A 20405-nucleotide genomic window follows, 5' to 3' on the forward strand; every position below is an offset into this window, starting at 1 on the left:
AGCGTTTCGCGCAGCGGTAGTTCAGTCGGTTAGAATACCGGCCTGTCACGCCGGGGGTCGCGGGTTCGAGTCCCGTCCGCTGCGCCATATTCGGTCACCTGGCCCACTGAACGCCAGGTCACCACAGAAAGCCCGCCTAGTGCGGGCTTTTTGCTGTCTGCGATTCAAGAAATCCCACCCGCCGCCTCACGGCGCAGCATTCTGGCTATGCCGATAGTCACTCACCGCCTCATACACCGCTTTACGCAAGCGGTTGATCCCGCCAATCGGCCGATGTGCCTCGATACCAAACCACGGGTTGAAAGACAGGTTGTCACACGCCAGATTCAGCGCCGGTGTGTCGAAGTCCTGCGCAGGCAAAGTGATCCGCGCCACGCTTTCGAATGCTGAATCCTGCTCGCGCCATTCGATGCTGGTGTCCTCGATCGGCATGTACTTGTTCGCGTCCTGACGCTGAATCTGCAACACGAAACAGGCAGGCACGCGATCTGTCGACAGTTGCTGATTCAAGGCGCTGCGCAGGAAGTTCGGCAGGTCATGGTTTTGCGGGGGCAGGGTGTACGCCGGGCAATTGTCCGGATCCGGCGCGACCCGAAACTTGGCATTGGCCTCACCGAACTTGTAGGGCGATACCGAAAAATACGTGGTCCCGGTCGGGCTGTCCGGCGCTGGCGCCAGGGTTGCCAGCGCGATGAGCAAGTGGCGGATCTGCCAGCTGCGCGGATCCCGGCCGGGAAAAAACGCCATGATTTTTTTGCCGTCAGCCTGAGCCGCCACATTCTGACGATACTCGGCGACGTCACTGACAAAGAAGTTCGGGTGGCTGAACATCACGAAGTCTTGCTCGTGGCGCTCCTGACGGTCGCCGAGCAACGGCTTGCCGGGCACATCGAGCAGTTTGATCGCCATGCCCCGGGCGTCGCGGATGCTGTCGAACTGCGGGTAGGCGTTGCCGTTGGACAGACGAATCATCGCCTGCCAGGTTTTACCCGGTTCGCTGAAAACGCCCTGGCGCAGCGCTGGTATCAGTTCCGGCAACACCGTCACTTCGGCTTTCACGCAACCATGCGCCTTGGCATGCGCGTCACGCAGGTAGCGTGTGCCTTCGCGGTGCTGATCGACGATGCGTACGGCAGTCTGGATCACGTCCTGGGTCATGGCCGCTTCGCCGACGGGTATCTGTTCCTGCGCCGACACCGGGCCGCGGTGTTGCCAGGCAAACCATGCGCTGGCGATGGCCCAGCCAAGCAGGCCGACAATCAATAATGCCAACAGGGTTTTGCCAATCAGTCGTCCCAGCCACAACCAGATACGGGCCAGCATGCACGGTCTTTTGTAAGGGTTGATCATCATGGCAATTGCGCCTCCAGCGGTCCGCCCAGCACTTTCAGGTACTCCAGCAATGCCCAGCGTTCTTCCGGTTGCAGCAGTCGACCGATGACGCCATTACCACGCTCGCCGGCGCGGAATTCATGACCGCTGTTATGGTTACCGGTTATCCGTGTGTCGAACAGGAAACCATTGGCAAAGGCCTCGGTGCGGTACCCCAGATGGCGCGGGTCGTACTCGAACGAGCCTTTATAGAACGTCGTGGCGCGCTCATCCTGCGGCGACAGCAGCTGATAAATGCTCGGCACCGAGCCGTTGTGCAGAAACGGCGCAGTGGCCCATACGCCGGCCAGAGGCCTTGCCTTGTAGGCGACTTTTTCGCGCACGCCGATCGGCAGGCCGAAACCATCGAGTTGAGGCTTCTCCTGCGCGGTGACCCCGGCTTCGCGATAGGCGCGGTTCTCAACGAAGGCAGTGACGTAGGCCAGGCCCTTCGCCACCGATAGCTGGCTCAGATCCAGTGGTTGCGTGGGTGTCGGATGCAGCTTGACGTCCATCTGCTCAAGCTCTTTCAGGTCCCATTGCAGTGGCGTCAGGTCGAAACGGTGATTGGCAATGTTGGTGGCGGCGTTCGGGTCGGTGCCGATCACGTCCACCGGCAGCATGTGCAAATGCTGCACCCAGCGCTCGCCCTCCTGAGTCTTGCGCGGCACGTGGCAACCGGCGCAGTTCTCGGCAAACAGCGCGTGGCCCTTGGCGGCCAGCGGTTTGTCGACTGCGCCCAGCACGTCTTCCGGCCAGGCGGGCGGTTGCAGGTGTTGCAAGGTTTCTTCGATTTTGTGCAGATCACGCACGCGCACACTGGAGGCATAACGCGCATCGCCCTGCAGCGGTTGACCGTTGCTGTCGAAGAAATTCAAAGTCGCGCCGACGCCCAGTGCCTCACCGATGTTGCGCGCCATCGGTTGCTGTGCCGAGCCGTTCCATTGCACCCAGTCGAAGGTCCACATGTCCCACAGTTGTGGGTAATCCACCGGGGCGTTGGCCACGCGGTAGTTGGCGGGGGAGATCGCGTCGCCGAAGGTGGCGTTGGCGATCCGGCCAAAGGCATCGGTGCGTCCCGGGCCTTCTTCGGTCGGGTAGAGGCCACGGTGGGTGTCGTTCCAGGCGACTTTCACGAAGGTGTTCAACGACGCCTTGAAGTCCTTGCGAAGTTGCGCGTGGCGCGCTTCGTAGTCATTGCCCAGCACTTGTCGGGCGAAACGTTCGAATTTCCATGGGTTGTAGTAAGTCGAAGTCAGACTGGCGACCAATGCCTGTCCGAAACTGCCACCGCGCAGCGTAGGAACACTGGAGGGCAACACGTGCTGCGCTGAACCACCGTCAATGCGTATGGCCTGGCCCTTGAAGCGCAACTCGCCGGTGTGGCAAGCAGCGCAGGTGATATCCAGATATTGCTCGGTGTCGCCTGGATTCTGGTGGCGGGCAAAGCCAACCGGCAGATTGCCGGGATTGTTCGGTGTGGCTTTCTGCTGCGGATCGACCAGAAAACCGAAGCGTGCGAGGTATTCCGGGGACGCAAAGCGCTGCTGGGAGAAGGGCAGTTCGAGCGCCTGGAACCACTCATAACGCAGGCCTTTGACCTGTGTGCCCTGCGGGGTGAAGTAGTAGACCTGGCGTTCCTCTTCACTCCACTGGTTCAGATAATGCACCTGTTGGGCGGGGGTGTAGAACGGCAGTTTCGGGTTGGCAACGTAGTACAGAACCACGGCGAGAGCCAGGCCCAGCAGTACGATGATCAGGGTCAGCACACGGAATAAGAGGCGCAAGATAAACATCCTTGTCGAGTTGTTGCGCTGTTATGCCTCAGCTGTTGCAGGTGCGGCAAGTGGCCATTACGCCAACTGTCGTAGGAAGTCTCGTCAGTCCTTGTCAGGCCAAGATGACAGAAGCTTCATCGTCCCTTTGCCCGAATGCGTTTTAATCCCTGAACTTATCGGAGGTTTCCTGCTCTCATGCCGGTAGCCATTGGTCGTGGCGGCCTGATAAGCTCGCGGCTTTACTCGATTGCCCTTTCGGCGCATGAACAAGGAAATAGCATGAAACAGCATCGGTTGGCGGCGGCGGTAGCCCTGGTTAGCCTGGTCCTCGCGGGTTGTGATTCGCAGACCAGCGTAGAGCTGAAAACCCCGGCGCAAAAAGCTTCCTACGGTATCGGCCTGAACATGGGCAAGAGCCTTGCTCAGGAAGGCATGGATGATCTGGACTCCAAAGCGGTAGCCCAGGGCATCGAAGATGCCGTCGGCAAGAAAGAACAGAAGCTGAAAGACGACGAACTGGTCGAAGCCTTTGCCGCGCTGCAAAAGCGTGCTGAAGAGCGTATGGCCAAGATGAGCGAAGAGTCGGCAGCTGCCGGCAAGAAATTCCTCGAAGAAAACGGCAAGAAGGCCGGCGTGACCACTACTGCTTCTGGTCTGCAGTATGAAGTGGTCAAGAAAGCCGACGGCCCACAGCCTAAGCCGACCGACGTAGTGACCGTTCACTACACCGGCAAGCTGACCAACGGCACCGTATTCGACAGCTCCGTCGAGCGCGGCAGCCCGATCGATCTGCCTGTCAGCGGCGTGATCCCGGGTTGGGTCGAAGGTCTGCAACTGATGCACGTTGGCGAGAAGTACAAACTGTACATCCCTAGCGATCTGGCTTACGGCGCGCAATCGCCAAGCCCGGCAATCCCGGCCAACTCGGTTCTGGTCTTCGACCTGGAACTGCTGGCCATCAAGGATCCAGCCAAAGAGGACGCTGCCGCCAAGTAATCGGCTGTAGCTTCGAAGACAACGCCTCGCTTATGCGGGGCGTTGTTGCATCTGGACGATGCTGGCGGTAAACAGAGCGAACGGATGGCGCTTACAGCAGTCCTAGAGATTGAGGCTGCCAGCGCTAGACGCCTTGAGCCGCCAAGTCAATGAAATATTGGGGTTTTTTATGTGAGTAAAAAACGCCCGATCTGAGCGCGGCCCTTATAAAACGGGGCTCTCAGCGCTGAAATGCAGCTCTGTTCACAAGGTTATCCACAATTTGTGTGGATAACATTTCAACGGGAGAAATAGATGAAAGCGCCGTGGAATTTCGCCCGATTTCTGCCCCTCGCCGGTCGATTGCTGGCGCGTGGGCGTCTGCCGACGCTGTTGTTCGCGGTGGCGAGCAAGGGTGCCGCGCAGGGCAATCGCCTTGGCAAGCTCAAGGATGATCTGCGTTTGCTTCAGGCGCTGTGCCTGGCCTACTGGCGTGGCGAATACCGGGCCATCAGCCCGAAAGCCATGGTCTCGGTGGTGGCGGGCCTGATGTACTTCCTCAGCCCGGTGGACGCGATCCCGGATTTCATCCCGGTATTTGGCATGCTCGATGACATTGCTGTTCTGGCCTGGGTGATGAAGACCCTCGACGATGAGCTCAATGCTTTTCGGCTCTGGCGCAACCGGCAGCAGCCGGAAAAACTCGCGGTGGTGGAGCGCCTGCCCGATACCCCGGAACAACTTCAGCTTCAGGGCCCGAAAAAGCCCTGATTCCTTCCTGTCTGCATACAGATAGATACCCCCCGCGACCTTAGCCGCTGTTAGGATTACACTTCTAGGGAAAAGTGCCGACTCGCTAAGTGTTGTTGTCCTACGGGGTAGTCATGGATATTCAGATAATTGCACGCGATGGCGAACCCGAATACGCGGTTCTGCCATGGGTCCAGTATCAGGCTCTACTGAAAGCAGCAGGCATCAAGGAAACACCGCAGCAGCAGGCGCCAGTGCCGGCCGCAGCATCGCCGGACCCGATTCTTCCAGGTCTGGATCAATTACGCAGTTTGCGCGAAGGGAAGGGCATCGCCATCGAGGCGCTGGCCCGCACGGTAGGCATCAGCCCGTCTTATCTGGCCATGATCGAAAGTGGCGAGCGTCAGCCTGACGCCGCGATTCGCCGCAGCCTGGCCTGGGAACTGACGGTGCCCGGTTGGAGGGATGAATCGTGAGCGTACGCATCAGTCGTCAACATTGGGACGGATTGCTGGGGGAATTGGATCAGGCGCGCCGTCAGCGCCATTTACTGACCTATCGGGCGTTGCTCGAACGCTTGCAACTGCCGACGCCGGCGATGCAGACCCTGACCGCCGCACTGGAACATCTCGCCGCACTCGACGCCAAGGCCGAACAACCGTTGCGCAGTTCGCTGGTGATCAGCCAGGGCGCAAGCCGCCTGCCACGTACCGGTTTCTTTGAATGCGTTGAACGTCTGGGGCGTTTTTCCGGGCCATCTGATGGCGTTGCCGCAGCCTCCTGGCATGCGTCGGAAGTGGTCAGGGTTTTCGAATACGAATACCCGGAATCGGCGGAGGCCTGAGTGTTCTTACGACTCAAGGCGCAGCTCAGTTACTGGCTGGCACGCCGGTTGTTTCACTGGTCGTGGTTTGTCCGTCAGCCTCGAGGCTGGCGTTGGCTCGAAGGGCAGTTCGCGCGCATGGCCAATCTTGGCGACGTCGGCGCGCAGAGCTTTTACGGGCACATTCTGACGTTTCGTGGTGTTGGCCTGGGCGCCCGCGAAGAGGGTGTGCGGTTGTTGCGTCTGGCGGCCCTCGCCGGTGATGGCAAAGCGGCTTATCAGGTCGGCGTGATCAGCCTGGCCGGCACTGCGAGCAAGGCGCCCGATCCGACGGAAGCAGTGCGTTGGTGGACCCTGGCCGCCAAGGCTGGACACCCGTTGGCCGAGCATAAACTCAAAGAGCTGAGTGCGCGGGATTCAACACAGTAAATTCATTTGTGTCGGCCCGATAAACGTGGCGTGAGGGAAACCTCACGCCACGTTTGCGTTTATCGCTATACGTTTTGTAGTAATAGGTCTTTTGCAGATTAGTCCTACAGCAAACGCCTACTCGCCTGACTTCTTTCCTGATTGATTCCCCGCAAAGTCCCCGCGCCTAATTTTTGCGCGAGGGAACGTTCATGTTTGACCCGGTTTTTCATTCCACCCCGCAGGGTGGCGTGCGCTGATGGACGCCGTCAGCCGTATCGAGCAGGAACTCGACAGCTTCCCCGACACCCTCAACCTCTATCGCCAACAGCTTGAGCATTGGTTGAGCCGTGCGGCTGATCGGGTCAGTCACGCGGCGGATCTGCCGTCACTGATGGGCATGGAGCGGATCATCCGCTTCGGCGATCGCGTGACCGCCGTCAGCACTGGCGACAACGATTTTTTCTCCAGCGTCGTCCAGTGCCCGCAGGGCGGGGTGATGGCGATCGAGAGCAAGTTCGAGTCGGTGTACGACATCCCGCTGGGCGACATCGTGGTCGATGTGGTGGCGGTGGATGGTGGAACGATCACCCCGGTCACGCTGGATGCGCAGGGTAAGGGCTCATTCGCCGGCGAGGCGGGCAAGTTCTACCGGGTCGAGGTGCGCAGTGAGGTCACTCCGGAGCAGATCGACGATCTGTTTACCGCTTATGGCGGGTTGACGCGTGAACTGGATGGCTGGCTGCGTAGCGAGTGGCAAGGGTTCAGGCCGCAATGGTCTCAGTCGGTGGCGACGGCAGCAGGCAACGGTATGCTCGCCGGGAGCTGGGCGGCGATCGAGGGCGTATGGGACAGCATCGGCATGCTGTCGGAGATTCTGCAGGATCCCGGCAAGTTTGCCGAACGGCTGGGGAGCGCGGCGGATGATCTGATCGAGCTGGCGCAAACCGCTCCACAGGTGATGGAGAAGCTGCAACTGCTGGTCAGCGACGAGGCGGCACTGTGTTTGCTGCTGCGTGCTGCGAGTCTCTGGATGGAGATGCTGCCGCCCAGTCAGATCGCCGGCAAAACCGCTGAAACGGCGTCGATGATGATCGTGCAGGTGCTGATCGATGTGCTGATCGGCGTTGTGCTGACATTCGTCGGGGCTGGCGCAGGTATCGCTTATCTGACCCTGCGCCTGGCGGATCGCGCCGCCCAACTGCTCTCGGTTATGAAACGCCTGGTCAAGGCGATTTTCGGCATTGTCAACACGTTCATCCATTACGTCGACCAGTACAAAACTGTCGCAGCGCGGGGCATTGCCGCCGGAGTGAAAAAGGGCCGCATGCAGTTGCGCTGGGATGCGAAGCGCAATGCCGCACTAAAGAAAAACGAGCACCACGATAACGCTCCCGATCAAGCGAAAAACCCCAACGGCGACAGCGCCGATTGCGCCCTGCTGACCTGCACCAATGGCTGTCCGGTGTCGATGGTCACCGGCGAAGAACTGCTGACCCTCACCGATGGCACGCTGGATGGGCGCCTGTCGTTCGAGTTCACCCGGTTGTATCGCACCAGCGCGGTCGAGATCGACGTCGGTCTGGGGTTTGGCTGGAGTCATTCGCTGGCGCATCGCTTGGCGTTTGATGGCGATTTTGTGGTCTGGATCGACCATGAGAACCGAAGCACACGGTTTCCCTTGCCCAGTGTTGAACGGCCGACGATTCACAACAGCCTGTCGCGGGCGGCGATTTTTCTGGGGGATGAGCCGGAGGAGCTGATTGTTGCGCTGGCGGGGGATGTGGCGCGGTTTTATCACTTTCGCGCCGGGCGGTTCGTGGCGATCAGTGATGCGTATGGCAATCGGCTGACCGTTTCTCGCGATCATCAGGAGCGGATTGTTCGTCTCGACAACGGTGCAGGTCGGTCGTTGTTATTGCGCTACGACCGGTCGCAACTGGTCGCGGTTGATTATCAGGTGTTGGCTGGCGATGGCTGGCGCACCGAGCAAACGCTGGTCAGCTACCGCTACGACGCCCGCCAGCGTCTGCTGGAAGCGACCCATTCGGTTGGTGACAGCGAGCGTTACGACTACGACGACGCCCACGTCATCCTGCAGCGGCAATTGACCGGTGGTGCGAGCTTCTTCTGGGAGTGGGAGCGTTCCGGCAAAGCCGCGCGTTGCGTGCGGCACTGGGCGTCGTTCTCGCAGATGGACACGCGTTACGTCTGGGCGGATGACGGCAGCGTCGCGGTGCACTACGTCGACGGCACTGAAGAAGCCTACGCCCACGATGACAGCGCACGGCTGGTGCGCAAGGTCGAGGCCGATGGCGGTGAGTATCTCAAGGCCTATGACGCTGCAGGGCGGCTGATCGCCGAGCAGGATCCGCTCGGCGCCGTCACCGAGTACCGCTACGACGAAGTCGGACGCTTGGTGGCGCTGCTTCCGCCGCAGGACGAGCCGACGTCCTACGAGTACCGCAACGGTTTCCTGCACCGCCGTTCTCGCGGCGAGGCGACGTGGACCTGGCGTCGCAACGCCGAGGGGGATGTTACCGAGGCGGTCGATCCCGACGGGCGAGTCACCTATTACTACTACGACACCCGTGGGCAGCTGCTGTCGATCCGTTACCCGGACAGCAGTCGGCATCAGCTGGCATGGAACAATCTCGGCCAACTGACAGAGGAAACCCTGCCCGACGGCGGCGTGCGGCGTTTTTCCTACGATGCGCTGGGGCGCCGGACGAGCACTTGCGACGAACACGGTGCTGTCACTCGCCAGCAGTGGGACGCCATGGGCCGACTGGTCCAGACGACCTTGCCTACCGGCGCCACCCGCGCCTACAGCTACGGCGCTTACGGCCAGGTCACCGCCGAGCGCGACGAACTCGGACGCATCACCCGTTACGAGTATGACGACGACCTGCACCTGGTCTCGCGCCGGATCAATCCCGACGGCACGCGGCTGCAGTATCGCTATGACCATGCGCAACTGCTGCTGACGGAAATCGAGAACGAGTCCGGGGAAAAGTACCGCCTGGACTACACGCCCACCGGACTGGTCCGACAGGAAACCGGCTTCGACGGGCGGCGCACCGCGTACACCTATGACCGCAACGGTCATCTGCTGGAAAAGACCGAATTCGGCGATGACGGCTCGACGCGGGTCACCGCTTACGCGCGTGATACGGCCGGACGCCTGCTGCTGAAAACCCTGCCCGACGGGGTTGAAGTGGCTTACCACTACGACCGCTTGGGTCGGTTAACCGGTGTCGATGACGGCCAGCAACATCCACTGGCCTTCGAATACGACCGGCAGGATCGGCTGATCACCGAGCACCAGGGCTGGGGCACCTTGCGTTACGCCTATGACGCCTGCGGCCAGCTCAAACGCCAGCGTCTGCCGGACAACAGCACGCTCGATTACCACTACGCCAAGGGCGGTGCGCTGACCGCCATCGACCTCAACGGCGCACGGCTGACCAGCCACATCTATCAATCGGGTCGCGAACAACAACGCCAACAAGGCCTGCTGCGCAGCGACTACGCCTACGACGACCAGGGCCGTTTACTCGCCCACGCCGTAGGCCATCAGCACGACTCGCTGTACCGCCGCGATTATGCCTACAGCGCCAACGGCAATCTGGAGCACATTGCCGACACCCGCCACGGTCAGCGCACCTACGCCTACGACGCCCTCGACCGGCTGATCCGTGTGCGCCACTCGCGCGACGAACTGCCGGAGTCCTTCGCCCACGACCCGGCCGGCAACCTGCTGATGCAGGACCGTCCCGGCCCTACCCGGATCAAGGGCAACCGCCTGCTGATGCAGGGCGACCGTCATTACGACTACGACGCCTTCGGCAACCTGATCCGCGAACGTCGTGGTCGCGATCAGCAACTCGTCACCGAATACCGCTACGACTGCCAGCACCGCCTGATCGGCCTGACCCGCCCCGATGGCAACACCGCGTCCTACCAGTACGACGCCTTCGGTCGGCGCATCCGCAAGACCGTCGACGGGGTCAGCACCGAGTTCTTCTGGCAAGGCGACCACCTCGTCGCCGAAAGCAGCCCGACGCACCACCGCAGCTACGTCTACGAACCCGGCACCTTCCGCCCACTGGCGCTGCTCGACGGCAAAGGCCCGAAAAAAGCCTGCCCGTTCTACTACCAACTCGACCACCTCGGCACGCCGCAGGAACTCACCGACTACAGCGGCGAAATCGTCTGGTCGGCGCAGTACGACGCCTACGGCAAGGTCGCCGCGATCACCCTGGCGGGCGAGGACTACCTGGATCAGCCGCTGCGGTTTCAGGGGCAGTATTTCGATGCGGAGAGCGGACTGCATTACAACCGGCACCGGTATTACGACCCGAGGTTGGGGCGGTATCTGACGCCGGACCCCATCAAGCTGGCGGGTGGGCTGAATCAGTATCGGTATGTGCCGAATCCGACGGGGTGGGTGGATCCGTTGGGGTTGGCTTGCACGCCGTGTCCAGGAGCAATACAGGCTGATGGGCCATATAGTGAGATAGTCCCCGGCGGTGGGTTAGAGGCTCACGAGTCTCGAGGTGGGCATGTCATAGCGAAGCATGTCGATAGGTCTGAGGCTCAACTGAGGGCTAGACTACAGGAAGAGCCAAACATACCTATCGCATCAACATTTCCTAATAGATTTGAAGCTGAAGCCGCATTGTCGAATGTCATTAGGAATAATCAGAAGAAAATTGATGATTTTGTAAAAAGCAAAACGAAGAAGTTTGTTATCAATGAGAAGGTTTCGGCCCCAGCAGGGGTGGGTGTTGTGCGAAAGAGTGACAAATTAGAGCCGTTGCTTAGCATCAGATTAGTGCTTCAGCGAGATGTGAAGTCGCCGCTCGGATACTTTATTTTGACGGGGTTTGTAAATGACAAATGAAGAGTTTCCTCAGCTATTTCAGTTCCTCGGAGCTTATTTTCATGAGGACTGGATGAGCGAATTTGATGTCGCTGATGATGTCGTTAAATCGTTCGTTGCGGATTCTGAAGCTTGCGTAATTCTGGATGTAATAAAGGAAACTGAAGCTGCATTGGCGCTTGATTTATCAGAAGAAGATATTCGAGATTTTTTATTGAGGGAGATGGGATGCAGTTACTGTTATTGGCACGAATGGCAGGATGGAATTACGTGGCTGAAACACGTACTTGTAATCCTCCAGACCTAAAAAAATAATATCTGAATGCCGGGATAGGCTGGAGTTGACGTTCAGTTGATCGCTCCCTGAAGTAATCCGAGCTCAAGATTTTACAGTTGGGAAATCATGCGTGAAGCCTATGTCCTCGCAATCACCAGGGTTGAACGCGGACTTCCCAGGACAGGGTAGGAAGGGCGCCAACGTTGTAAAGATGAGGCTTCCTGACGCTGGGGAAGGTTACAAGCCAAATAGACGGGACAAAGAAAGTCCTAGATTAATTACCAATATGGGAGGGTTCGAAATGAAGTTCGATCCCATTACAAACGTACCATTTACTCTTTATCCGAAGGAGTGATTTTATGTACATTGATTCTGAAACATCGAAGCCTTATCTACCGAGTCCCGCATATTTTTTGTGTTGTTTTGATATTTATGATCGTGACGTGGTAGGCGGCACTAGAAGCTGAGTCTAGAGTGACTTTACTGACCCCTTCGCGAGCAAGCCCGCTCCCACAGGGATTTGTGTCGTCTGGGGCGTTAGCGTTGGCCGATTAGTTGTGGAGGGTGGAGGTCGGGCGTGTTGAGGCTATCAATCACATGCACGCTATACCCCGGAACATTCTTCGCATGATGCTTCGCCTGCGAAGCCATCTCCGCCAGTTGGCTTGCATCCAGTTCTGCGCAAGCTGCGGGGTGCAGATGAACGACGCCGATGGAGAGTGACAGCAGTGGAAACTCCTGCCGCACACCCTGGCGGTTCGGGGCGATGAAACATCCGGCATCGAGGTGTTCGGGGCGATAGAAGCGCCGGCATTGGCTCTGGAAGTCGTCGAGCAGCTGGTTGAGACGTTTTCGCCAGTCTTCCGGGCCGAGGACGAGGAGGAAGTCGTCGCCGCCGATGTGGCCGACGAAGTCGCGGGATGGGTCGACGCGTTCGTTCAGGCATTGCGCCAGGCACAGCAGGACTTCGTCGCCACGGCCGTAGCCGTAGATGTCGTTGAAGGGTTTGAAGCTGTCGATATCGACGTAGCAGATGATCGATTCGCGGCCCTGTTGCAGCAGGCGGGTCAGGCATTGCTGGATCGGCACATTGCCGGGCAGCAGGGTCAGCGGGTTGGCGTAGCGGGCCTGCTGGATTTTCAGTTCGGTGATCAGTTTGAGCACGTCGATCACCCGACCCAGGCCGAGATAACCGCCGTTGAGGGTGATGATGAAATCTTCTTCGATGCGCTGGCGGGCGCGACTGGTGATCAGGCGGCTGACCTGCTGCAGCGACTGGCTCATTTCCACGGCGAGGAAGTCGTCGTTCATCAGGCGGCTGATCGGCTTGCGTGCGAACAGGTCGGTGGCGAATGGTTTGAGCAGCGCGTCGGACAGCGAATGCCGATGGACGATGCCGCACGGCTGGCCGAGTTCGTCGAGCACTGCCAGTGAGTTGAGATTGGCCTGGCGGCGGAAGGCTTCCAGCACCGTGGCGGTCGGCGTGTCGCGATGCACGGCTGGTTGGTCGTTGAGCAGGGCACTGAGGTCGCTGCCTTCGTCGTTCAACGCGACGGCGCTGCTGTCGTGTTTGGGCATCAGGGCCCGGGCATCGCGCGGCGGATGTTCCTGTGGACGACCGAGCAAGTAACCCTGCACCAGATCGACGCCCATTTCGGTCAACACCGCCAGCTCTTCCGGCAACTCGATACCCTCGGCAATCACCTGCGCTCGCGAAGCCTTGGCGATTTGCAGGATCGAGCCGACGAACTCTCGCTTCAACGCATCCTGATGAATGCCGTCGATGAAGTGGCGGTCGATCTTCACGTAATCAGGGCGCAGCTCGGACCACAGGCGCAAGCTCGAATAGCCGGCCCCAAGGTCATCCAGCGCAATTGAAAAACCCATCGCGCGATAGTGATGCAGCGCAGTTTGCAGCAACTGGAAATCGTCGATCGGTGTCTGTTCGGTGAGTTCGATTACCACCTGGCTCGGTGGTATGCCGAAATCCTGCAGTAGCTGCAGGGTGCGTCCCGGCTGGTGCGCCGCTTCGAGCAGGGATTCCGGGGAGACGTTGAGGAACAGCTTGCCCGGCAGTTGCTGCTCGTTGAAACGGCGGCAGGCAGACTGGCGGCAGGCGATTTCCAGTTCGCTCAAGCGGCCGGCCTGTCGCGCCACGGCGAACAGCGCGATAGGCGAGTGCAGAGGGCTGTTGGACGGGCCACGAGTCAGGGCTTCGTAGCCGAGAATGCGGCGTTCGGAGAGACAGATGATTGGCTGGAACAGACTGTGCAAACCGCTTTGAGTCAGGATTGAGCTCAAGGCACTCAGCTGTTCGGTCGTGGTCATGGCAATCTCTGGCGATAAAAAAGGACTGGGAGCGCTCTTGCTTGAAGAGGCGCTCCCAGTCCTTTATTTCACGACAGAATGATGACTGTTTGATGACGCTCCGGGGAGCGCCACCACTAAATTGCCATCATCTTACTTCTTGGCTACCTGATTGCTCAGCTTCAGGTAATCCAGCAGCACGCGCCCGGTTTCGCTCAGGTAGGCGTCGTCTTCTGGTTTGACCTTGTCCGGCTCGGCTGCCGCGAGGGCGTCGTCGTCTTCTTTCTTCAGCTCTTTGAGCGGTTCTTCGCCTTTGGCTTTGCGACGGATGTTTTCCATCGCCAGCTGCTTGGCGTCGATGTCAGTGTGCTGGGCACGGCGCTCGGCTTCGTTGAGGCTGACGGTTTTTTCTTCCATCAGCTTCTGCGCCAGGGCCAGCTTGTCGCGTATGAACACGAACTCGGCGTCTTTGGCACTGCGTGCATCATGCTCGGACTTGAGCTGCGCCAGGTACGGCTTGAACGGATCGACCGCAGGCTTGATCGCCGCCTTGATGGTGTCCCACGGCATGGCTTCCGGCAGAGCGCTTTCGCCGATTTCCTTGGTGTCGATGATCGACGGATAATCGATGTCCGGGAGGACGCCCTGATGCTGGGTGCTCTGACCGGAAACCCGGTAGAACTTGGCCAGGGTCAGTTTCAGTTCGCCATGGTTCAGCGGCTGAATGGTCTGCACGGTGCCCTTGCCGAAGGTCTGACCACCGATGATCAGTGCGCGATGGTAGTCCTGCATGGCGCCGGCGAAGATCTCCGAAGCCGAGGCGGACAGGCGGTTGACCAGCAGTGCCATCGGGCCTTTGTAAAACGCGCCCGGGTTTTCATCTTCCAGTACATCGACGCGACCGTCGGCGTTACGCACGAGAACGGTCGGGCCCTTGTCAATGAACAGGCTGGTCAGCTCGGTGGCTTCCTGCAGGGAGCCGCCGCCGTTGTTGCGCAGGTCGATGACCACGCCATCGACTTTCTCTTTCTGCAGTTCGGTCAGCAGCTTCTTGACGTCACGGGTAGTGCTCTTGTAGTCCGGATCACCGGCACGGAACGCCTTGAAGTCGAGGTAGAAGGCCGGGATCTCGATCACGCCGAGCTTGTAGTCCTTGCCGTCCTGTTTCAGGCTCAGGATGGATTTTTTCACGGCCTGATCTTCAAGCTTCACCGCTTCGCGGGTGATCGGCACGATCTTGCTGGTCTGGTCGTTCGGCGCATTGCTGGCCGGAATCACTTCCAGGCGCACCACGGTGCCTTTCGGGCCGCGGATCAGCTTGACCACTTCGTCCAGGCGCCAGCCCACTACGTCGACCATCTCTTTGTTGCCTTGGGCAACGCCGATGATCTTGTCGGCCGGTGCGACCTGCTTGGTCTTGTCGGCCGGGCCTGCCGGCACCAGACGCACGACTTTCACTTGATCGTTGTCGCTCTGCAACACGGCGCCGATGCCCTCCAGGGACAGGCTCATGTTGATGTCGAAGTTCTCCGCGTTATCCGGCGACAGATAGTTGGTGTGCGGGTCGTACGACATGGCGAAGGTGTTGATGTACGCCTGGAAGATGTCTTCCGGACGGGTCTGGTCCAGGCGCGCCAACTGGTTCTTGTAGCGCTTGGTCAGGGTTTCCTGGATCTGCTTCGGCTCTTTGCCGGCGATCTTCTGCCGCAGCACTTCGTCCTTGACGCGTTTGCGCCACAGGTCGTCGAGTTCGGCAGTGGATTTGAGCCAAGGGGCGTCCTTGCGATCGATCAGCAAGGTTTCCTTGGTGGTGAAGTCCATCTTGTCGACGCCCTTGTTCAGCTCCGCAATGGCGAAGTCCAGACGCGCCTTGACGCGGTCCAGATAGCGCTTGTAGATGGTGAACCCGGCGTTGAGGTCGCCGCTTTTGAGGAAGTCGTCGAACTGGGTCTTCCACTTGTCGAATTCGGCGATGTCGCTGGCCATGAAGTAGCTGCGCGACGGATCCAGCAGCTTGATGTAGCTGTCGTAGATGATCACCGAGCGCGCATCGTCGAGCGGCGGCTTGCTGTAGTGGTGACGCTTGAGCAACTCGACGACGTTGAGACTGGCGATCACTTCGTCGCGATCAGGCTGCAAGTTGTCCCAGCTGTTGGCTGCGAATGTTTTGCCCGACATCGGCAAAAGACCGATACCGATGAAAAGAGCGAGGGCGGTGCTGGGGAGCAAATGCTTCATGCTGATTCGACGCGGGGACAATTGATAACGCATATTAGGCCGTCTTTGAAGTCGCCGGTTCTACGAGAGCCGGTCGCATAATGCAAAAAGCCCGGCGCTACAGCTTCGGGCTCAGTCCAGACTCACTATGGAGGCACTGTGAAGGCATTGCAAGGCGTTGAAGGTCAAGTGGCATGGGTTGAAGAGCCGAGTCCTGCGTGTGATGTAGGACAAGTGCGCATTCGCGTGGCGGCAGCCGGCCTCAATCGCGCCGATTTATTACAGAAAGCCGGGCTTTATCCACCACCGCCCGGCGCCAGCCAGGTGCTTGGTCTTGAGTGCTCCGGGGTGATCAGCGAGGTCGGCGCCGGCTCCTCCTGGCAGGTCGGTGACCGGGTCTGCGCCTTGCTGGCCGGAGGCGGGATGGCCGAAGAAGTGGTGGTCGACGGGCGGCATGTGCTGCCGGTGCCCGAGGGCGTCTCGCTGATCGAGGCCGCGGCATTACCCGAGGTTTATGCAACGGTCTGGCTGAATGTGTTTCAGCTGGCGGCGCTCAAACCCGGTGAGAAAGTTCTCCTGCACGCCGGAGCAAGTGGAATTGGTTCAGCGGCCATTCAGCTGTGCAAGGCGTTCGGCAACCCGTGCTGGGTCAGCGTCGGTACGGCCGAGCGCCTGGCCTACTGTGAAGCGCTGGGGGCCCAGGGCGGCGTGGTGCGCAGCGACGACCTGGAGAGTCTGCGCGACTTCGCACCGTTTGACGTGATCCTTGATCCGGTCGGCGGCACTTACGCCGCGCTTAACCTCAAACTGATGGCGCTCGACGGGCGTTGGGTATTGATCGGGTTGATGGGCGGGCGAGAGGCGAAACTGGACCTGGCGCAGGTGCTGGCCAAGCGTGTGCAGTTGCTTGGTTCGACCTTGCGCAGCCGTGATGATCAATTCAAGGCGGACCTGCTCAGTGATCTGGGGCAGCACGTATGGCCGCTGTTTGCCGAAGGGCGGTTGAGTCCGCAACTGGCCAAGGCTTTCCCGGTGAAAGATGTTGAGGCGGCGTTTGCCGAACTGGCGAGCAACACGGTGGCGGGGAAGGTGGTGCTGGTGATTGATCACAGCCTGAGTTGATAACACCGGAAAACCTGCGGGAGCGGGCTTGCTCGCGAAAGCGGAGTATCAGTCGATAAATTCTTGACTGATTCACCGCCTTCGCGAGCAAGCCCGCTCCCACATTTGAATCTATGTTTACTTCCAGAGGTGGATCGGCCAGCCGGCCTTCTCGGCATGCTCCAGCAACACCGGATCCGGGTTCACCACATGCGGGAAATCCACCTTCAGCAACAACGGCAAGTCATTGCGTGAGTCGGAATAAAAACTCGCGCCCTCAAGGTTTTCTTCCTCGGCGTCCAGCCACTCCAGCAAACGGGTGATCTTGCCTTCGCGGTAGGTCAGGGTGCCAACGGTGTGACCGCTGTAAACGCCGTGCGCGACTTCCAGTTCGATCCCCAGAATCTCGTCGATGCCCAAACGGTCGGCGATCGGTTTGACCAGGTGTGTGCCCGAGGCCGAGATCACCAGAATCCGGTCACCGGCCTTGCGGTGGGCGGCGATGGTCTTGGTCGCGTCGCTGAAGATGATCGGCTCGATGAAGTCTTCCACCCACGGGCCGACCAGATGCTCGACTTCTTCCGGAGTGCGCCCGATCAGCGGTTCGAGGCTGAACTCCATGAACTCTTCCATGCGCAATTTGCCATGGCTGTAGGCGTCCATCAGCTCGTTGTTCTTGCGCATGAACGATTCGGGATCGACCCAGCCCAGGCGCCCCATCTGCTCGCTCCAGAGGGTGGCGCAGTCGCCGTGGATCAACGTTTCGTCCAGATCAAAAATTGCCAGGGCCATCGGTTCTCTCCGAGAACAGCTGCGAGCTACAAGCTTCGAGCTGCAAGAATTGGAATCAGGTTCGCCGCAGTCTACAGCTTGAGGCTTGTAGCTCGAAGCTTGCAGCTGCTTTTAAGCTACTTCGCACAGGGCCGTCGGATCGATGGAAAGTGCCAGGCGCTGACCGTCGGGATGCAGATCCGCCGCTGAGCGGTTGAGCACGTCCACCACCAGTTCCACGCCGCGCGCCTCGACGCGATAGCGGATCACATTGCCGAGCAGGCTGTGGCTGCGGATCTGCGCATCGAGTTCGCCATTGAGGCTCAGTTCGATGGCTTCCGGACGAATCGCGATGCGGTGGTTGATCGGCCGTTGCAGCAGCTTTGATGCGTCCTCGGCGTCGAGCAGGTTGTAATTGCCGATGAAGCCGGCGGCGAACAGATCCACCGGCGCGGTGTACAAGGTTTCGGCGTCGCCGCTCTGGACGATTTTCCCTTGGTTCATCAGGAAAATCCGGTCGGACATGGTCAGCGCTTCTTCCTGATCGTGGGTGACGAAAATAGTGGTCAGGCCGAGTTCGCGCTGGATCTGCCGAATCTGCTCGCGCAGGTGTTTGCGAATCCGCGCATCCAGCGCCGACAGCGGTTCGTCCAGCAGCAGCAGGCGTGGACGGGTGACCAGCGAGCGGGCGAGGGCGACGCGCTGGCACTGGCCACCGGAGAGCTGGTGCGGATAGCGGCCGGCGAAGTCGTTGAGCTCAACCAGTTGCAGCACTTCTGAGACACGCTTGTGGCTGTCGTCGGCATTGACCTTTTGCATCCGCAGGCCGAAGGCAACGTTCTGTTCAACGGTCATGTTGGGGAACAGTGCGTAGCTCTGGAACACCATGCCGATCCCGCGTTTTTGCGGACTCAGCGGCACGATGTCGACGCCATCGAGCAGGATCTTGCCGCCATCGACCGGCGTCAGGCCGGCAATGCAGCGCAGCAGCGTTGACTTGCCGCAACCCGAAGGGCCGAGCAGGGTGACGAATTCGCCCTTGTTGATTTCGCAGTTGATGTCGCTGAACACCGTGGTGCCGGCGTAGTTTTTCTTCAGGTTCTGGACGCTGACATAGCTCATTCGCTTTTGTCCTTGTTCAAGATGTTGGCGATCCAGGTCAGGACCAGCACAAAAAAGAAGTACGAAATAACCAGCGCACTGGTGAAGTGGCCGCTGCTGTTGCGCATGTTGTTCAGATACACCTGCAGGGTTTCATAGCGCGTGCCGACGAGGATGTTGGCGAACACGAACTCACCGAACAGGAACGAGAACGACAGCAGCAGCGCGACCATCAGGCCTTTGCGCAGGTTCGGCAGCACCACCAGGAACGCTGCCTGAAAGGTGCTGGCGCCGAGCAGTTGGGCGGCGTCCATCAGGTCGCGCAGGTTGATCGCCTGCAGGTTGTTGGTGATCGCCCGGTACATGAACGGCAGCGCCACAGTGAAGTAGCAACCGATCAGGATCCACGGCGTGCCGACCATCGCCAGTGGTCCGGAACCGTAGAGCTGCAACAGCCCCACCGACGACACCACCGGCGGCACCGCGAAGGGCAGCAGGATCAGGATGTTCATCAGCGCATCGAGTTTCGGAAAGTGGTAATGCACCACGAACAGCAGCGGCAGAATCAGCACCACTGACAGCACCAGGGCGCCGACGCACACCAGCAACGATTGGCCGAAGGCGTGCAGAAAGCGCGGATCGCTCCACAACTGGATATACCACTTGAAGGTGAAGCCACTGGGCAGGATGGTTGCCGACCAACTGCTGGCGATCGAGTAGATCAACGTGCCCACCAGCGGCAGCAGCAGGATCGCGAACAACAGATAAACCACGACGCGGTGGTAGACGCCGGCCGGGCCGGATTCAGCGCGAGACATGGTAGCTCCTCTTCAACAGCAGTTGATGCACGACGGTGACGATGGTCATCAACGCCACCAGCACCACGGCCAGAGCGCTGGCCAGGTTCGGGTCCAGCGAAATGTCGCCGGAGACCATCGCCGCGATGCGGATCGGCAGCACGTTGAAGTTGCCGGTGGTCAGCGCGTAGACCGTGGCGTAGGCGCCGAGGGCATTGGCCAGCAGGATCACGAAAGTGCCGAGCAGCGCCGGGGTCAGCACCGGCAGACCGATGTGGCGCCAGAACTGCCAGCCGTTGGCGCCCAGCAGCGCGGCGGACTCACGCCAGTCTTCACGCAGGGCGTCGAAGGCCGGGTAGAGCAGCAGCACACCGAGGGGAATCTGGAAGTAGGTGTAGAGGATGATCAGGCCGGTTTTCGAGTACAGGTTGAAATCCTGAATGATCCCGGCCTGCTTGAGCATGATGGTGATGCTGCCGTTGAAGCCGAGCAGGATGATGAACGCGAAGGCCAGGGGCACGCCGGCGAAGTTGCTGGTCATGTTGGCGAAGGCATTCACGAAGTTGCGCAGTTTCGAGTCGACCCGGCGCAGGGAGTAGGCACCGAGCACGGCGATGATGATTCCGAACACACTCGACCAGAAACTGATCTCGAGGCTGTACTGGATCGCCTGCAAATAGAACTTCGAGCTGAAGATCTTGCTGAAGTTTTCGAAGCCCCAGCCGAACTCTTCCGACTGCAGGCTGTTGATCATCACCCACACCAGCGGGGCGATTTCGAACACGATGAAGAACAGTGCGAAGGGCACCAGGCACAGGGCTGCCAGCCATTTACCACGGGTCAT

The 20405-nt window shown here is 59.7% G+C and carries 16 protein-coding genes and 1 tRNA gene; 9 read left to right on the plus strand and 8 right to left on the minus strand.

What is annotated here, in order from left to right; translation table 11 throughout:
* Window positions 1–10: 10 nt before the first annotated feature.
* Window positions 11–87, plus strand: a tRNA-Asp gene (locus AC1UK9_RS08855).
* A 99-nt stretch (window positions 88–186) separates the two neighbouring features.
* On the opposite strand, the gene AC1UK9_RS08860 is transcribed toward AC1UK9_RS08855, so the two are convergent.
* Both AC1UK9_RS08860 and AC1UK9_RS08865 read right to left on the minus strand, forming a co-directional pair.
* Complete coding sequence (locus tag AC1UK9_RS08860) at window positions 187–1323, minus strand: catalase family protein (RefSeq protein ID WP_482580458.1); 1137 nt, start codon at window positions 1321–1323, stop codon at window positions 187–189.
* A 26-nt stretch (window positions 1324–1349) separates the two neighbouring features.
* Entirely contained in the window at window positions 1350–3158 is a 1809-nt protein-coding gene (locus AC1UK9_RS08865; RefSeq protein WP_482579865.1) for a di-heme-cytochrome C peroxidase, read from the minus strand.
* Between the two features lie 270 nt (window positions 3159–3428).
* On the opposite strand from AC1UK9_RS08865, the gene bamJ reads away from it, so the two are divergent.
* The 7 genes from bamJ (at window position 3429) to AC1UK9_RS08900 (ending at window position 11297) form a co-directional block, all read left to right on the plus strand.
* Window positions 3429–4145, plus strand: coding sequence for a BamJ family beta-barrel-assembly machinery protein (gene bamJ, locus AC1UK9_RS08870; protein ID WP_025111972.1), 717 nt, complete (start codon window positions 3429–3431; stop codon window positions 4143–4145).
* A 294-nt stretch (window positions 4146–4439) separates the two neighbouring features.
* Window positions 4440–4895, plus strand: a complete 456-nt coding sequence (locus AC1UK9_RS08875) for a YkvA family protein (protein ID WP_025111971.1) — start codon at window positions 4440–4442, stop codon at window positions 4893–4895.
* 113 nt (window positions 4896–5008) lie between these two features.
* Window positions 5009–5350 carry a helix-turn-helix domain-containing protein gene (locus tag AC1UK9_RS08880; protein WP_025111970.1) on the plus strand — a complete coding sequence of 114 codons (342 nt, stop codon included), beginning with the start codon at window positions 5009–5011 and terminating at the stop codon, window positions 5348–5350.
* Window positions 5347–5718 (plus strand): hypothetical protein, encoded by a 372-nt coding sequence (locus AC1UK9_RS08885; protein WP_003223109.1) that lies wholly within the window; start codon window positions 5347–5349, stop codon window positions 5716–5718. The genes AC1UK9_RS08880 and AC1UK9_RS08885 overlap by 4 nt, the downstream gene beginning before the upstream one ends.
* Window positions 5719–6126: an SEL1-like repeat protein gene (locus tag AC1UK9_RS08890; RefSeq protein WP_025111969.1), complete on the plus strand. Its 408-nt coding sequence runs from the start codon at window positions 5719–5721 to the stop codon at window positions 6124–6126.
* 238 nt (window positions 6127–6364) lie between these two features.
* Complete coding sequence (locus AC1UK9_RS08895; RefSeq protein ID WP_482579866.1) at window positions 6365–11011, plus strand: RHS repeat-associated core domain-containing protein; 4647 nt, start codon at window positions 6365–6367, stop codon at window positions 11009–11011.
* Window positions 11001–11297: a contact-dependent growth inhibition system immunity protein gene (locus AC1UK9_RS08900; protein ID WP_482579867.1), complete on the plus strand. Its 297-nt coding sequence runs from the start codon at window positions 11001–11003 to the stop codon at window positions 11295–11297. The genes AC1UK9_RS08895 and AC1UK9_RS08900 overlap by 11 nt, the downstream gene beginning before the upstream one ends.
* A gap of 507 nt (window positions 11298–11804) precedes the next feature.
* Here AC1UK9_RS08900 and AC1UK9_RS08905 read toward each other — a convergent pair.
* Complete coding sequence (locus tag AC1UK9_RS08905; RefSeq protein WP_473014930.1) at window positions 11805–13595, minus strand: bifunctional diguanylate cyclase/phosphodiesterase; 1791 nt, start codon at window positions 13593–13595, stop codon at window positions 11805–11807.
* 132 nt (window positions 13596–13727) lie between these two features.
* Window positions 13728–15812 carry a carboxy terminal-processing peptidase gene (locus AC1UK9_RS08910; RefSeq protein ID WP_177327381.1) on the minus strand — a complete coding sequence of 695 codons (2085 nt, stop codon included), beginning with the start codon at window positions 15810–15812 and terminating at the stop codon, window positions 13728–13730.
* A gap of 138 nt (window positions 15813–15950) precedes the next feature.
* Here AC1UK9_RS08910 and AC1UK9_RS08915 point away from each other — a divergent pair, with 138 nt between their 5' ends.
* The gene (locus AC1UK9_RS08915; protein WP_482579868.1) at window positions 15951–16913 is read left to right on the plus strand and encodes a zinc-binding dehydrogenase; all 963 of its coding nucleotides are present in this window, start codon (window positions 15951–15953) and stop codon (window positions 16911–16913) included.
* 117 nt (window positions 16914–17030) lie between these two features.
* Here the strand turns inward: AC1UK9_RS08915 and AC1UK9_RS08920 are convergent, their stop codons facing one another.
* The 4 genes from AC1UK9_RS08920 to AC1UK9_RS08935 form a co-directional block, all read right to left on the minus strand.
* A complete protein-coding gene (locus tag AC1UK9_RS08920; RefSeq protein ID WP_025113383.1) occupies window positions 17031–17684 on the minus strand; it encodes an HAD family hydrolase in 654 nt (217 codons plus the stop codon).
* A 111-nt stretch (window positions 17685–17795) separates the two neighbouring features.
* Window positions 17796–18785 (minus strand): ABC transporter ATP-binding protein, encoded by a 990-nt coding sequence (locus AC1UK9_RS08925; RefSeq protein WP_482579869.1) that lies wholly within the window; start codon window positions 18783–18785, stop codon window positions 17796–17798.
* On the minus strand, window positions 18782–19582 hold the full coding sequence (locus tag AC1UK9_RS08930; protein WP_003223125.1) for an ABC transporter permease: 801 nt from the start codon (window positions 19580–19582) through the stop codon (window positions 18782–18784). The genes AC1UK9_RS08925 and AC1UK9_RS08930 overlap by 4 nt, the downstream gene beginning before the upstream one ends.
* Entirely contained in the window at window positions 19569–20405 is an 837-nt protein-coding gene (locus AC1UK9_RS08935; protein ID WP_177327382.1) for an ABC transporter permease, read from the minus strand. The genes AC1UK9_RS08930 and AC1UK9_RS08935 overlap by 14 nt, the downstream gene beginning before the upstream one ends.

This window comes from Pseudomonas sp. AK-TSAG1-1 (genome assembly GCF_056821665.1).

Bases quoted from the DNA above. Each gene is read 5' to 3' on its own strand.
- AC1UK9_RS08860 (WP_482580458.1), bottom strand. From the start codon at position 1,323: ATGCTGGCCCGTATCTGGTTGTGGCTGGGACGACTGATTGGCAAAACC.
- bamJ (WP_025111972.1), top strand. From the start codon at position 3,429: ATGAAACAGCATCGGTTGGCGGCGGCGGTAGCCCTGGTTAGCCTGGTC.
- AC1UK9_RS08875 (WP_025111971.1), top strand. From the start codon at position 4,440: ATGAAAGCGCCGTGGAATTTCGCCCGATTTCTGCCCCTCGCCGGTCGA.
- AC1UK9_RS08880 (WP_025111970.1), top strand. From the start codon at position 5,009: ATGGATATTCAGATAATTGCACGCGATGGCGAACCCGAATACGCGGTT.
- AC1UK9_RS08895 (WP_482579866.1), top strand. From the start codon at position 6,365: ATGGACGCCGTCAGCCGTATCGAGCAGGAACTCGACAGCTTCCCCGAC.
- AC1UK9_RS08900 (WP_482579867.1), top strand. From the start codon at position 11,001: ATGACAAATGAAGAGTTTCCTCAGCTATTTCAGTTCCTCGGAGCTTAT.
- AC1UK9_RS08905 (WP_473014930.1), bottom strand. From the start codon at position 13,595: ATGACCACGACCGAACAGCTGAGTGCCTTGAGCTCAATCCTGACTCAA.
- AC1UK9_RS08910 (WP_177327381.1), bottom strand. From the start codon at position 15,812: ATGAAGCATTTGCTCCCCAGCACCGCCCTCGCTCTTTTCATCGGTATC.
- AC1UK9_RS08920 (WP_025113383.1), bottom strand. From the start codon at position 17,684: ATGGCCCTGGCAATTTTTGATCTGGACGAAACGTTGATCCACGGCGAC.
- AC1UK9_RS08925 (WP_482579869.1), bottom strand. From the start codon at position 18,785: ATGAGCTATGTCAGCGTCCAGAACCTGAAGAAAAACTACGCCGGCACC.
- AC1UK9_RS08930 (WP_003223125.1), bottom strand. From the start codon at position 19,582: ATGTCTCGCGCTGAATCCGGCCCGGCCGGCGTCTACCACCGCGTCGTG.
- AC1UK9_RS08935 (WP_177327382.1), bottom strand. From the start codon at position 20,405: ATGACCCGTGGTAAATGGCTGGCAGCCCTGTGCCTGGTGCCCTTCGCA.